Source organism: Acinetobacter larvae, from assembly GCF_001704115.1.
GTDB classification, from domain to species: Bacteria; Pseudomonadota; Gammaproteobacteria; order Pseudomonadales; family Moraxellaceae; genus Acinetobacter; species Acinetobacter larvae.
This window is the reverse complement of record NZ_CP016895.1, coordinates 2,546,121-2,560,087: the sequence shown is the minus strand read 5'-3', so window position 1 is coordinate 2,560,087 and position 13,967 is coordinate 2,546,121. Positions and strand designations below refer to the sequence as shown.

Here is a 13,967-nt window from a genome sequence, read left to right as displayed (position 1 = left end):
AAGATCAAACAAATTTGAATTTATTTATAAAGCCTTAGCTTATTTGAAATATTAAATCGAAATTTGAAAAATCTATGGGTTCTAATATAACAGAGCCACTATATAAAAAACTATAGTGGCTCTGATTTTTTGTATTGTTTTGCAAAAAATTGTCGAACAATAACAAAAAAGTAAACAAATTGCTCTTAAGCGCGGACGCTAGACTCACCTTGCTCACGGTCTAGACCAAAGGCTGTATGCAAGCTGCGCACAGTCAGTTCTAGATAGTTTTCATCAATAATGACAGAGATCTTAATCTCCGATGTTGAAATCATCAGGATGTTAATACCATCTTCGGCGAGGGCTGTGAACATTTTTGATGCAACGCCTGCGTGAGAGCGCATACCTACCCCAACAATAGAGACTTTCACGATATCATCACGGGTCGCGACTTCACGTGCACCAATGGCTTTGGCTGTTTCTTCTAAGATTTTTTTAGCTTTGGCGAGTTCACTACGATTAACGGTAAAAGTGAAATCAGTTGTGCCATCTTCTTCGACATTTTGGATAATCATATCCACTTCAATATTGGCCGCACCAATTGGTGAAAGAATTTTGGCGGCAATACCAGGCTCATCTGGCACACCTAAAATCGTCAACTTAGCTTCATCACGGTTAAACGCGATACCAGAGATAATTGGCTGTTCCATATTGTCTTCCGCCTCAGTGGTAATTAGTGTTCCAACATTTTTTTTGAAATTTTCGTCAAATGCACCATCATCTTCATTGTCAAAACTTGATAGTACGCGCAATGGTACTTGATATTTGCCAGCAAATTCGACGGAACGAATTTGTAAGACTTTAGAACCAAGTGATGCCATTTCCAGCATTTCTTCAAAAGAAATACGATCAACTTTTTTGGCCTTGGGTGCAACACGTGGGTCAGTGGTATATACCCCATCCACATCTGTGTAGATTTGGCATTCATCCGCTTTTAGTGCGGCAGCCAGTGCGACGCCAGTTGTATCTGAACCACCGCGGCCTAATGTTGTGGTGTTCCCGTATTGATCTACACCTTGGAAACCAGCAACCACGATGACGCGACCGGCATCAAGATGCTCCGTCATAATGTGCGTATCTATAGATTCAATACGTGCTTTGGTAAAGGCACTATCCGTTTTTATTCCAACCTGACGACCAGTCAGTGATTTTGCTGCAACATCTAAAGAATTTAAAGCCATTGCTAGCATGGAAATTGACACTTGTTCACCAGTAGAAACCATTTGATCTAGTTCACGAGAATCAGGTGTATCACTAATGGCTTTGGCGAGGGCGAGTAGGCGGTTGGTCTCACCGCTCATTGCTGAAACGACCACAACCACTTGATGGCCGTGATCATGCCAGCGTTTTACACGTCGAGCAACATTGAGAATGCGCTCGGGAGTCCCCATTGAGGTGCCACCATATTTTTGAACGATTAATGCCATTTTACCTAAACCCTTGACTTAACTTAGTAAAAGTTAAATCTTGTTCCTTGAGATTGGTATTATGTACACATTGATGTACATAAAAGAAAATGCTATGTTCTTGCAAGAAGAGAAAACGGAACAAGTATATAGTAAGAAAAAAGAGCTAACAATCATCGAAATAAGCATTTAGACTGTGGACATTGCTATAAGTATCACGAATATAAGGTGAGGCATGGGGCAGTAGTCGGGGTAATTGAGTAAGGCGTAATAAAACCCCAGCCATAAGACTAGGATAGATCAGTCGAATTATGTTAATTTGGATGATCAATGTAGCATTTAAAATTAGCTTGAGCTTTCTCGTCTCCGTTGAGATTGGTATTTATTCAATAGATTTAAATATTTCATCCGCATCATGACGTTGCCAAATTTGAAAAAATCCATCACAAGTACACGTCATTGCTTTTAAAATTTCTTCTTGTGTCTCATCCGAGTTATAACCCATAATTCTTAATTCCTGTTAAATTTCTACTATTTAATGAACTCTTCAATGTGGGCTGAGCAGGAAATGGGTAATATTGATTTAGGCGATCGCCGAAGAATGATTCGACTGTGTGAATTTCTAAACAAAGCCAGTCAAAACTTCCAAGCCAGTGTCTCTCAATTGTCTAAAGATCAACATACACGTAAAGCCTATTATCGGTTAATTGAAAACCCTAAACTCGATAAAAATATTGTTTTAGAAGAACATATTAAGGCTGTTCAACTCAGAGCAAAAGAACACGACACCGTACTATGTATTCAAGATACAACCGAATTAGATTACAGCACAAAGTCCTCAATCAAAGGCTTAGGTCGCTTGAATTACGAAGCCCGTCAAGGCATGTATTTACATCCAACATTGATGATTACACCCGAAGGTGTACCTTTGGGTATTACCGATATGTGGTCATGGGCGAGGAAGGCTAAAGATGAGCCAGATATCAAAGAGAGTTTACGTTGGAAAGAAGGCTACGAAAGGGTTTGTGAACTAGCCGAGGACAATCCCGAAACTCATTATGTTTATATTGCTGATCGTGAAGGTGACTTGCACGATATCATTGAATTAGCTGAGCAAAAACAATGTCCTGCAGATTATTTAATACGTGCAAAACATTCAAGATTACTACAGGATGGTAGTAAATTATTCGATATCACTAAAGCAGAAAATATACTTGGACAGATCGAATTTACTGTATCAAGTGGACGAGGTAAGCCAAGTCGTAAAGTTACTCAAACGATTTATAGTAAACGCGTTCAACTCAAAAGTGGCTTCTGGATAACGATTATTATCGCTAAAGAAAATAATCCACCGAAAGGAAGTACAGCAGTGATATGGCGCTTGTTGAGCAATCGCATTGTGAATGAGCTTGATGAGGCAAGCCAATTAATAGACTGGTATCGCCACAGTTGGCAGATAGAAATTTTATTTAACATTCTAAAAACGGGTTGTCTGATTGAAGAAAGGCAGTTCAATAGCATTGATAAGCTAGAGAAATTATTTTTACTTTATTTATTGATATCATACAGGATATTACTGGTTACGATGCTTTCTAGAGAGCTTCCTGACTCAAGTTGTGAGGTATTATTTGATAGAGAAGAATGGCATGTTGCTTACAAACTTTATTATGAAAAAAAGCCACCAACGAAGCCACCGAAGTTAAAACAAATGGTAAGTATCATTGCTCAACTTGGAGGGCATATGGGCAGAAAAGGAGATGGAGACCCTGGTGTAAAAACCATTTGGCGGGGTCTAATGCTAGTACAGACATCCTTGCACATGGTAAATATTCTAACAAAAACAAATAATTAGAGAGTTTTGGGTGCAACTATGAGTTAGATGCAGGGGGCTAATTTATATTTAATTTAAATTATGAATATCAAAAGCTTTATTCATTAGAATGCAGGGCTTGATATTAAGCTAGTTAGAAAAATAATGATTTATGTGTGTTGATTCAGAGTGGTATTAGATTAGGGTCTGTTGACATTTGTTGCCTAAAAAAATAGCGAGGTAGTAAAATCAAATCGCCAAACGTAATTTTACACTCGCTATGCTTCGTACAATGTTAAATGATCAACACTGGTCTAAGTTAAAATCTATTTTCAGACATTTTAATATTTATCTCAAATTAAATTTACGAAATTTTATTGAAGCCATCTTATTTCGTATTAGAACGGGATGTCCTTGGAGAGATTTACCTAAAGAATTTGGTAATCATAATTCAATCTTTAAAAAATATAATCGTTGGTCTAAAAATGATAAGCTCATGAATATATTTAAGTTATTTAGTAAACATGCTGACAAAGAATGGATTTTTATTGATGGCAGTCACGTCAGAGCACATCAACATTCAGCAGGAATTAAGCATCAAGACATTTCTAAAAGTATCGGTGGTAATAGCTCTAAAATACATTTAGCAACTGATTCTAATGGTAATCCAATAGACTTTATTATTTCTGACGGGACATCTCATGACATAAAAATTGCCCCAGCCCTAGTATCAAAACTGGATTTGACTGAATCAGAAATACTATGTGCTGATAAAGGTTATGACTCTGAAAGTCTGAGAAATCAAATTGAAGCGACTAAAACAAAAGCGAACATTCCTAAAAAATCCAACACAAAATCTAGTAATGATTATATGGACTGGTATATGTATAAAATCAGGCACTTAGTTGAGAATACATTCTGCAGATTGAAACAGTTCAGAGGAGTTGCTACACGATATGACAAGCTAAAGCGTAATTATCAAAGTGCTGTTGCCTTAGCTTGTATCTATATTTGGTTGCCTCTTTAGATCAATTTATCGACTGTAAATGTCAACACACCCTATTTATTCAACAGATTTAAATTGAACCGTACCGGGTTTGTCGGAGACCCAACTTTCTGAGAAACTACTCCGATGAAAAAAACAAACTATACCCCTGAGATCAGAGAACGTGCTGTTCGCTTAGTTCTAGAATCCAAAAAAGATTATCCCTCGAATTGGGCTGCAATCACTGCTATTGCGCCTAAAATAGGCTGTACTCCTGAAACACTTCGCACCTGGTATCAGAAACACCTTGATCTTCAAAATCCTAGCAAAGTTCAGCAGATGTCTGATCAAGAACGTATTAAAAAACTTGAGCGTGAAAATAAAGAACTACAACGTGCGAATGAGATTCTTCGTAAAGCAGCCGCTTTTTTCGCCCAGGCGGAGCTCGACCGCCCACGCAAATAATGGTGGATTTTATTCACAACAATAAAATCAAATATGGCGTAGAAGCAATTTGCACCATATTGCCCATTACAGCATCAACTTATTATCGCCACTTAGAGTTGATTGAAAATCCAGATAAACGTTCCAAACGAGCTTTGCATGATAAGCATTATGCAGAAGAAATTAAGCGAATATAGCGTGATAGTTCAGGTCGTTATGGCGTTCGTAAAGTGTGGGAGCAATTGAAAAAAGAAGGCTATAGTATTGCACGTTGCCGTATTGCACGTTGCCGTATTGCGCGATTAATGCAACAGCTTGGTATACAAGGGATATGGCGTGGTAAGAACAAACAAACCACGCGGAGTCGTGATGATCAAAAACGTGCGGATGATTTAGTTAAACGCGATTTTACAGCACAACACCCGAACAACCTCTGGGTGGCTGACTTCACCTATATTCAGACCAATTCAGGCTGGGTATATACGGCATTTATCATTGATGTATTTTCAAGGGCAATCGTGGGCTGGAAAGTTTCTACACGTATGAATACTGATATGGTCCTTGATGCATTAGAACAAGCATTACATGATTGAGGGATGCCAAAGAATGTGATTCATCATTCTGACAGAGGTGTGCAATATTTATCGATTCGCTATACCAATCGCCTAGAATCAGCAAATGTAAAAGCCTCCGTTGGTACTACAGGTGATTCATACGATAATGCTTTGGCTGAAACAGTGAATGGTTTATACAAAATGGAGGTGATTGAATATTTAAAATCTGATTGGACGGGTCTATCTGATGTTGAACTTGCAACATTGAATTGGGTGGATTGGTTTAATAAAAAACGGCTACATAGCGCAATTGGATATGTATCTCCATTTGAATATGAAACGATATACTATGCTAAGATGAATCGGTTAGGTCAAGTGGCCTAACTTAAATAAAAAGTCTCCGACAAACCCGGTACGGTTCAGAGCTATATTATTTACTCAATAGACTTCCTTCATTAATCATTTTTTAAACAGCCATCTTTTTGATCTCCCGCCCACTCAAGGTTATATATACCTGCTAATAAATTGAATCTTAAATTTATTCTTTTTCGCCGATTTCTGTACACACAGGATAAGATTTTAAAGATTTTCATTCTTCCAAAAACATGCTCAATACCAATTCGTCTACGGCTGATTTCTTTATTGAATTTTTTCAGCTGCTTATCTAGAGCACACCCTCTTTTAGCCTTAAAAGGAACCAAGCAACCAAATCCAAGTTTTTCTATACCTAAATAGCCCTTGTCAACTATAAAAAATGGTTTAAATTTAAGATATTTAATACTTTTATTAAATATCTTAAAATCATGAACTCTACCTTTATCGCAACAAACACTCAGTATTTTACCGGTCATATAGTGCATTGAAACTTGAAATTTAATCGTGTGACGTTTCTTTTTGCCGCTATACCATTTTTTCTGTTTTTTTTGGACGTTGCACGAAAATCTCTGTTGCGTCAACGACAACAACATCCCAATTAGCTTCTTCTCGATCAGGCATTTGTTTGGGTAGACTAAATTTCCCTGATTTAATCAGAATATCTTCAATCTTACGGGTGGTTCGGAGTGCACTGGTTTCTGAAACACCATAATTCATGCCGACATGGAATAGCGTTCTATATTCCCGCCAATACTCTAAACACAAGAGAAGACGGTCTTCTAAGGGCAATTTTGGAGGGCGACCCTTGCCAGTATTGACTGGTAATTGAACTCTTAATTCATCCATCATTAAATTAAATGTGGACCAACTAATGCCTGTAAGTCTGCGAAACTTATCATCAGGTAACTTTTTAACGTCTTTATATCTCATTGAGATATTATCGCTAAGAATTAGATTTTTAGCTGTATAGTTGGTAATCAAACAGCTGTGTATTTTTTAATTTATGAAGGAAGTCTAATAGTTTTAAGTATTTCCTCAGCATCATGACGCTCCCAAATTGAAAAATAACCCGTCTCAATACATCCTAGAGCTTTTAATATTTCGTGCTGTGTTTCATCAGAATTATAACCATCTAATTTTTCGTTTAAGATTTTAAAAAATAATATATCAGCATTTTTAATATCATTGTAAATATTAATACCACCATCTTTTTTTTGAATTGTCCATCTTGGCTGAGGAAGGTAATCGCTACCATCTACAATAATATAAACTGCTAAAATATCTTTATAAAAATATTTAATTTCTACTCCATCAATATTTGTAGCAATTATTCTTTCATTATCAAACCTTAAATCCATGATTTGAGACTTAATAGAATGATCCCGTTCAGCATCATAAATTAAGTTATCCTTTTTTTTGAATATTTTTTTTAAGAAATGAAACATGTCATACCCTTTTTCTAATTAAAATAAAGTCCATTTAGTGAATGCCTCTAGCTCTTCATCAAAAGCTTCGACTAATTTATACGCTCCATAACCCCCAGCTATTCCTCCAATAATCACACCCACGGTTGAGCAAATTGGTGATCCAGGACCGTATATACCTCCAGCAATTGCACCACCTGCTGCTCCGCCTGCAATTCCAGCACCAATCGTTGCACCTTGTTTATAAAACTCTTTTTCCTTATTCTCAGCGTTATAGATTTCATATCCAGCGTACGCAATAGAAATAAAAACGATAACTCGACCAGCAGGCTTCATAAATTTCGATGCTTTATCAAACCAACCATTAGAACTTCCTGAGCCTTTAATAACACTATAATAAACTTTATTTTTTTCAGATTTAGATGATTTTGAAAAATATGAATTCTCTGATTTTGCAGATTTTTTAACAAAGTTATCCAGATCTTTTCTCAATTGCTTTTGTAATTTTTCAAATAAATTGGGATCTTTTAACTTTAGGGCATAGTACTCAAGAAACTGATCCAAAGTTTTTGCAACCATCTTTTCTTTTTGAGAAACAGCTAAAGCAATTGGGGAATGATTGCCCCTCTCACTGTCAGGATAGTTGTCACCCCCTCTGAAACTAAATTTATGAGGGTAAAGGAGTGACAAATGAAACATATTTCATCTGAACGAAAAACGAGTGTCTTAGCTAAATTATTACCACCTTACAATATGACTGTAGCAGCTGTTGCTCAAATGGAAGGTATTTCTGAATCAACCCTTTATAATTGGCGACAACAAGCTAAAGCCAAAGGAATTCCTGTGCCAGGTACGAATATTACAACTGAACAATGGCCTGTCGAGGCTCGATTTGCTGTGATCGTTGAAACTGCAACCATGAGTGAAGCTGAAATTGCTGAATACTGTCGTAAAAAAGGACTTTATCCTTCTCAACTCATCGAATGGAAAAGTAATTTCTTAGACATACCTGAAAAAGTCAGTAAAAATGAGCTTAAAAAAGTGAAAAGTGAAAATGCAAAATTAAAAAGAGAACTGATTCGTAAAGAAAAAGCACTAGCTGAGGCGGCAGCGATTCTGGTTCTTCGAAAAAAGCTCAACGATTATTACGGGGAAGTCGACGAGGACAATTAACGAGTATTGATCATCGCCAGCTAATTATTTTATGGATTGGTGAAGCAGTAACAGCAGGTGCGCGCTTAAAAATAGCCCTTAAAGAGGTTAATTTAAGTTTACGGACTTGGCGTAGATGGCAGAAATCGAGTGAAGATCGTAGAACGACTGTTATCCGCCCAACACCAGTCAACCGATTGAGTATTGAAGAAGAACAACAGATATTAGAGATCTGTCATCAGCCTCGATATGCTGAGCTTCCACCTTCTCAAATTGTTCCAAGGCTTGCAGATCAAGGCATTTACATCGCCAGTGAGTCTACATTTTATAGAGTGCTTCGACGCCATGGGGAGATTCATCACCGAGGACGACAGCACAAACCAAGGAACATAAAACCACCGACAACTTTCAAAGCCCACACCTCATGTCAGGTGTGGAGTTGGGATATTACTTGGCTCCCCTCAAAGGTCCGTGGTCGTTGGTATTACTTGTATCTGATTGAAGATATATTTAGTCGCAAGATTACTGGAGCTGAAGTACATGAAGTTGAGAGTGGTGAGCTTGCGGCTGAACTCGTTCATCGTACGGTACTGCGTGAGCAATGCTATCGCCAACCATTAATACTGCATGCAGATAATGGGGCTGCAATGAAATCTCAAACTTTACAGGTGAAGTTAACGGATTTAAATATCTCGCCTTCACACAGTAGACCGCGGGTGAGTAATGACAATGCCTATGTTGAGTCATTATTTAAGACCTTGAAATACGTACCTTATTGGCCATCGTCAGGCTTTGAAAGTTTAGATCAAGCCCGAGTTTGGGTTGACGGTTTTATTCACTGGTATAACGAAGAACATCGTCATAGTGGTATTAGTTATGTTACGCCATCACAACGGCATAAAGGTGAGGATATTGGGTTATTAGCGCAACGGTCTGAAGTATATCGTATAGCGCGAGAAGCAAAACCAGAACGCTGGTCAAAGCAGATTAGAAACTGGCACAGAAAAGATGTTGTTATGCTTAATCCTGAGCGATTAAAAATAGCGGCTTAAAATCAACAAAGGGTGACAACTACCTTGACATTTACCGGCCCTTGGGGGCTTTTTTTTCGTCTGCGGTTTACCGGGATGGGCTATTGTACGCTGGACCTTTAACTTCATAAATCGACAAGAAGGGAAAACGATTGTTGAGGTAGTGAAAGAACTCAAGAAGATGAAAGATGAATAATTTAAATAAATTTAAGCCGCCGAAAGGCGGTTTTTAATTGGGGATAAGTGAAATGAAAAAACTCACACAACAGCAAATCGAAGCACAAGCCACGGCGTTAGCTGTTTCAGTTGCAGCATTACGCGCCGTGATTGAAGTTGAATGTCGTAATTCGGGCTTTAATTTAGATGGTACACCCGTCATTCTATTTGAACGCCATGTATTTCGGCAGCGTTTGATTGCCAACGGCAAAGCTAATATCGCAGCCCAAGCCATGCGTGAACGTCCAGATCTCTGCAATACATCATCTGGCAACTATGGCTTATATTCAGCTCAGCATGGGCGCTTAAATGTAGCAGCTCAATATCATCGTGATTCAGCATTAGAATCTGCAAGCTGGGGGCTTGGCCAGGTGATGGGCTATCACTGGAAATCACTAGGTTACGCTTCACTACAGACCTTTATAAATGCCATGTATCGCGATGAAGCATCACAGCTTGAAGCCATGTGCGGCTACATCAAAGTAAATAATCTTGTTAAAGCCCTGAAAAACAAAGACTGGAAAGCCTTCGCACGTGGTTATAACGGTCCAGCGTATGCAATCAATAAATACGATGTAAAACTTGCTGCAGCATATAAAAAGTGGGGTGGGCGATGAATTGGTACCTGATTTGGAAATACAAACACTGGATCGCAATCGCGGTCCTTTCTTTTATCTGCTTAGGGCAATTGGCCTATACCAATCATTTGGCAGGTGAGTTGCGTAAGGCTGAGGCAGCGTGCACAGCCAAAATCGACAAGATTCATTCTGACAATGCCAAAGCTATAGCCGACCAACAAAACAAACTCAATCAAGCGAGCGCCGACTATGAAAAACTCAAATCCGAGCAACGAGTCAAAACAGAAACCGTTACGCGTGAAGTGCAAAAGATCATTGATCGTCCTGTTTATCTCAACACTTGTTTTGATGATGACGGCGTGTCAGCAATCAACAGTCTTATCGCCGTCGATTCCAGCTAATCTACTCACACCTTGCCCTGATCTGCAAAAGTTAGAATCAGGGCAGGCTAGCGCCGTGATTCTTTGGGCTGTGGATGTTGTCATTAAATATAACGAGTGTAAGGCGAGGCATGGGGCGGTGGTTGAGTAAGAGTAATCAAAGAGGCTGTCTCAAAAGGCAGCCTTTTTGCTGTATAATTAAGCCATCTTAAAAAAGGATATTTAAGATGGCTATAAAGACATATCACCAAAACCAACTTCACTTAATTCCTCATAGCTTTGATGACTTGATTCCTGAGAAACACCCTGTTCGCTTAGTGAATAAAGTATTGGATCAAATTGACAGTAGCCCATTAGTAAATGCGTATGATGAATCTGGTCGACCAGGTTATCACCCACTACTCATGCTTAAAATCATGGTCTACGCTTATATGACCAATACCTATTCCTCTCGTAAAATCGAAAAAGCTCTACGTGAAAATATTAATTTCATGTGGTTAAGCAATATGACCATTATTGATCACAATACGATTAATCGCTTTAGAAATTCAAAGTTAGAGCAATGCTTTAAAGACATATTCAAACAGATCGTATTGATGTTAGCTGAAGAAGGAGTCATTACTTTAAAAGAGATTTACACAGATGGCACCAAACTTGAGGCACAAGCCAATCGCTACACCTTTGTGTGGGGTAATGCAATTAAAACCAACAAAGCTAAGATGCTTAAACAGCTAGATGAACTATGGAAGTATGCTCACCAAATCGAAGTTGGCGATCAAGAACCGAGTAAGCTTGAAATCACAGAAATATCATCGCATACGATAGATCAAGTTTTAAAAGCGATAGATGATCGTTTGAATGAACATTCGATTCAACCGGATCAAGCGACTAAAAAGAAATTAGGTGCGGTAAAAAAAAACTTTAAGAATCGACTAATAGACTACGAAGAAAAAGAAAAGATCCTTGATGGGCGCAATTCGTATAGCAAGACTGACCATGATGCAACTTTCATGCGGATGAAGGAAGACCATATGAAAAATGGTCAACTTAAGGCTGGTTATAATGTTCAAATAAGCACTGAAAATCAGGTAATTGTTAATTATAGCGTGCATCAAAATAGTAATGACTTTCCTACATTAAAGCCCCATTTAGAGCAAATGCGTGAACTTTATGGCGAAGAACAGTTTCAAGAACTTGAAGTTATTACCGCTGATGCAGGTTATGGTAGTGAGGAAAACTATCAATATTTAGAACAGCAAGGGTTATTAGCGTATATCAAATACAGCACCTTTGACTTAGAACGTCGTCAACAACGTGGTAAAAAAGCCAAACAGAATTTAAAAAATAAGCAATATCTACATTACAACGCGATTGATGACTATTATGTTTGCCCAATGGGACAACATATGACGAAGATCAAAGATAAACAAACAAAAACCAGTAGTGGATTCATTCAACATATCAGTATTTATGAGGCACAGCGATGCGAAGGATGCCCGCTTAGAAGTAGCTGCCATAAGAGCCAGGGCAATAGACGAATTGAGAGAAACCATCATTTAGAGCATTACAGGACGTTAATGTATGAACGCTTACTAAGTGAAGAAGGAATCGAAAAGCGTAAGCGACGAAGTATAGAAGTTGAACCGGTGTTTGGACATATAAAGTCGAATCGAGGCTTTAAGAGATTCACGCTTAGAGGGATGCGAAAAGTGAATTTAGAGTTTGGATTACATGCTTTAGCACACAATATGATGAAAATGGCAGCTTAAAAGGCTGCATTTTTACTTTTAGAAGTAAAAAGAGGAATAATAAAAATATTTTAAGGATCAAAAAAGAATATGGTGAAAATGAAGATGACTTAAACAAAAAGCCGCCCCATTGAGTTAATGGGACAGCCTCTTCATATAAAATTTGTTATGTAGATTTTAGGAGTTCTTGATTAATATTAGAACTTGTAAAATATATTTTCTATCATTCAACTGTAAATTTATACGTTTTTTTAATTTCATTATTGCCACCGCCAAAAAATTCAGCATAGACGGTTACAATATAGTTACCTTTATATTTTGGTATACCTTCAATTTTAAAAACATTATATCCATCGAGATCGTTAACTGTCTGAATTTTTAATCCCATATCTTCGGGAAAATTTGTTTTTAAAATAAAGTTTTTATCTATAACCTTTCCGCCTGATATGGTTACAGTTTGGCTGTATGACTTCCCTGTGTAAGCATTAGGTAATTCAAGGGGGTGTATTTCATATTTACGTCCACAACCATATAAAAAGATTGAAAATATTATTGTAAATAAATATATTTTACGCATTAAAAATTTTCCTTTTTAACTATAAATGAAAAAAATAAATTTTTCATGAATTTGTAATATGAGATATCATCTTTCAGTAATTGTTCATGATCTCCCCATGAAAACATTTTTAATTTAACTTTTGTATTAAATGGTTCTGTCAAAGCTTTTATAGGGATACCTTGTGTATCTCTAAGTTGGTCAGTCCAAACAATCCAATGATCAGGTAGTTTTGTTCCAGAACTTCCTCCGCCTCTTAAAATACTTGCAGATATTAATGAAACAACATAATAGTCTTGACCTGCATACTTATTAATTTCATCAATTAATATTGTATTATATCCATTTCCGTAGAAAGGATACTTTTTCAAGCCTCTAAAGTTAGATTTCTTAAACCAGTTAAATAAGTCCCCCCATGTTGTTATGCCTGCAATTTCCTGATCAGGATCATTTAGTTTCAGCAGTATATTTTCTGATTCTCGTAAACTTGCTAAAGTAATCCAATCTATAGGAGGAATTTTAGGTTGACCATTTTTGTTATAAAAATTTCTAACTCGTCTACATCCATCGTTAAATGGTTTTATGGATAATTTTCCTATATCTGCTTTTCCAGTTTCCCATAAACGCTTTACAGCCATCTTATAGCTTGATGGACTTAAGTTAACCAAGCAAAAAAAGTATGCTGCTGGACCACATAAGGAGGTACGATCTTGAACTGGAAAAGGATTATTTAACCTTGCTTGTAATCCAGCTTCTATTTGCTTTTTAGTAAAAGGGTCTTTAGGTTCACCGGGTCGACATCCAGGATCAATACATTGAAAAATTCTATTTTTATTCAGACTTAATTCAATGGTGTTTTTAAGATCTCCATCAAGTACAACCTGTGTGGGGAAAGTTGTTGTATTAAATTCAACTGGTTTAATTGCGGCGTTAAAGGCTGGTGTTGAATAATTATCTACTCTTTCGGGGATAACACTATCCCATACGAGTAACTCTTTTCCTGAAAGACTTAACTTATAGAGCTTAAAATTTATTACGTAGTCTCCTATAGACTTTTCATTTATTTGAGTATTATCTAATTTTATATGTTCAGTTTTATATAAATTTGCTCCAACTTTTTTAAAGTTATTGCTCGTTGGTAGCTTGGGTGGCAAAGGGAAACTAGATACTACTTTGTTAGTAACTGAGTTGTATATTTGGAAACTATACTTTAAGTATTTTATATCAACATTTGTTTTTAATACAACGTATGGATAATAAGCTTTCATA

General features: G+C 37.2%; 14 protein-coding genes, 2 pseudogenes and 1 other annotated feature. Of the genes and pseudogenes, 8 read left to right on the top strand and 8 right to left on the bottom strand.

Annotated features, from left to right (window positions below; all coding sequences use genetic code 11):
* Positions 1-185 precede the first annotated feature (185 nt).
* A complete protein-coding gene (locus tag BFG52_RS11500; protein WP_067556257.1) occupies positions 186-1,466 on the bottom strand; it encodes an aspartate kinase in 1,281 nt (426 codons plus the stop codon).
* Between the two features lie 361 nt (positions 1,467-1,827).
* Positions 1,828-1,950, bottom strand: a complete 123-nt coding sequence (locus BFG52_RS17375) for a hypothetical protein (RefSeq protein ID WP_267284026.1) — start codon at positions 1,948-1,950, stop codon at positions 1,828-1,830.
* Between the two features lie 45 nt (positions 1,951-1,995).
* Between BFG52_RS17375 and BFG52_RS11495 the strand changes: the two genes are divergently transcribed.
* The 3 genes and pseudogenes from BFG52_RS11495 to BFG52_RS16665 all read left to right on the top strand — a co-directional run bounded on the left by BFG52_RS11495 (position 1,996) and on the right by BFG52_RS16665 (position 5,622).
* On the top strand, positions 1,996-3,297 hold the full coding sequence (locus BFG52_RS11495) for an IS4 family transposase (RefSeq protein ID WP_067556254.1): 1,302 nt from the start codon (positions 1,996-1,998) through the stop codon (positions 3,295-3,297).
* A gap of 238 nt (positions 3,298-3,535) precedes the next feature.
* On the top strand, positions 3,536-4,282 hold the full coding sequence (locus tag BFG52_RS11490; RefSeq protein WP_067552802.1) for an IS5 family transposase: 747 nt from the start codon (positions 3,536-3,538) through the stop codon (positions 4,280-4,282).
* A gap of 105 nt (positions 4,283-4,387) precedes the next feature.
* Positions 4,388-5,622: pseudogene (locus BFG52_RS16665) on the top strand (IS3 family transposase).
* Positions 4,663-4,771: a sequence feature (AL1L pseudoknot), on the top strand. (Overlaps the previous pseudogene by 109 nt.)
* A 71-nt stretch (positions 5,623-5,693) precedes the next feature.
* Here BFG52_RS16665 and BFG52_RS11470 read toward each other — a convergent pair.
* The 4 genes from BFG52_RS11470 to BFG52_RS17510 all read right to left on the bottom strand — a co-directional run bounded on the left by BFG52_RS11470 (position 5,694) and on the right by BFG52_RS17510 (position 7,736).
* Complete coding sequence (locus BFG52_RS11470) at positions 5,694-6,206, bottom strand: transposase family protein (RefSeq protein ID WP_067552569.1); 513 nt, start codon at positions 6,204-6,206, stop codon at positions 5,694-5,696.
* Positions 6,139-6,543: a transposase family protein gene (locus tag BFG52_RS11465; RefSeq protein ID WP_067552566.1), complete on the bottom strand. Its 405-nt coding sequence runs from the start codon at positions 6,541-6,543 to the stop codon at positions 6,139-6,141. The genes BFG52_RS11470 and BFG52_RS11465 overlap by 68 nt, the downstream gene beginning before the upstream one ends.
* A 71-nt stretch (positions 6,544-6,614) precedes the next feature.
* A complete protein-coding gene (locus BFG52_RS11460; RefSeq protein WP_067556251.1) occupies positions 6,615-7,058 on the bottom strand; it encodes a hypothetical protein in 444 nt (147 codons plus the stop codon).
* An 18-nt stretch (positions 7,059-7,076) separates the two neighbouring features.
* Positions 7,077-7,736 (bottom strand): hypothetical protein, encoded by a 660-nt coding sequence (locus tag BFG52_RS17510; RefSeq protein ID WP_407639206.1) that lies wholly within the window; start codon positions 7,734-7,736, stop codon positions 7,077-7,079.
* On the opposite strand from BFG52_RS17510, the gene BFG52_RS16915 reads away from it, so the two are divergent.
* From BFG52_RS16915 to BFG52_RS11430, 5 genes and pseudogenes are all read left to right on the top strand, one after another.
* Positions 7,728-9,241, top strand: a protein-coding gene (locus tag BFG52_RS16915) for an IS3 family transposase (protein WP_099092610.1) whose coding sequence is annotated in 2 segments (ribosomal slippage) — positions 7,728-8,172 and positions 8,172-9,241 — 1,515 coding nt in all. Because the reading frame shifts where the segments join, the coding sequence is not laid out codon by codon here. The two genes, BFG52_RS17510 and BFG52_RS16915, sit on opposite strands and share 9 nt — an antisense overlap.
* Before the next feature lie 40 nt (positions 9,242-9,281).
* A pseudogene (locus tag BFG52_RS17315) lies at positions 9,282-9,416 on the top strand (hypothetical protein); the annotation flags it as partial.
* 52 nt (positions 9,417-9,468) lie between these two features.
* A complete protein-coding gene (locus BFG52_RS11440; RefSeq protein WP_067556248.1) occupies positions 9,469-10,053 on the top strand; it encodes an N-acetylmuramidase family protein in 585 nt (194 codons plus the stop codon).
* On the top strand, positions 10,050-10,415 hold the full coding sequence (locus BFG52_RS11435) for a hypothetical protein (RefSeq protein ID WP_067556245.1): 366 nt from the start codon (positions 10,050-10,052) through the stop codon (positions 10,413-10,415). The genes BFG52_RS11440 and BFG52_RS11435 overlap by 4 nt, the downstream gene beginning before the upstream one ends.
* A 206-nt stretch (positions 10,416-10,621) precedes the next feature.
* Positions 10,622-12,163 (top strand): IS1182 family transposase, encoded by a 1,542-nt coding sequence (locus tag BFG52_RS11430; RefSeq protein WP_067552400.1) that lies wholly within the window; start codon positions 10,622-10,624, stop codon positions 12,161-12,163.
* Positions 12,164-12,365: 202 nt separating this feature from the next.
* Here the strand turns inward: BFG52_RS11430 and BFG52_RS11425 are convergent, their stop codons facing one another.
* Together BFG52_RS11425 and BFG52_RS11420 are read right to left on the bottom strand one after the other, a co-directional pair.
* Positions 12,366-12,719, bottom strand: a complete 354-nt coding sequence (locus BFG52_RS11425; protein ID WP_067556242.1) for a hypothetical protein — start codon at positions 12,717-12,719, stop codon at positions 12,366-12,368.
* Entirely contained in the window at positions 12,719-13,966 is a 1,248-nt protein-coding gene (locus tag BFG52_RS11420) for a hypothetical protein (RefSeq protein ID WP_067556239.1), read from the bottom strand. The genes BFG52_RS11425 and BFG52_RS11420 overlap by 1 nt, the downstream gene beginning before the upstream one ends.
* Position 13,967: the final 1 nt, after the last annotated feature.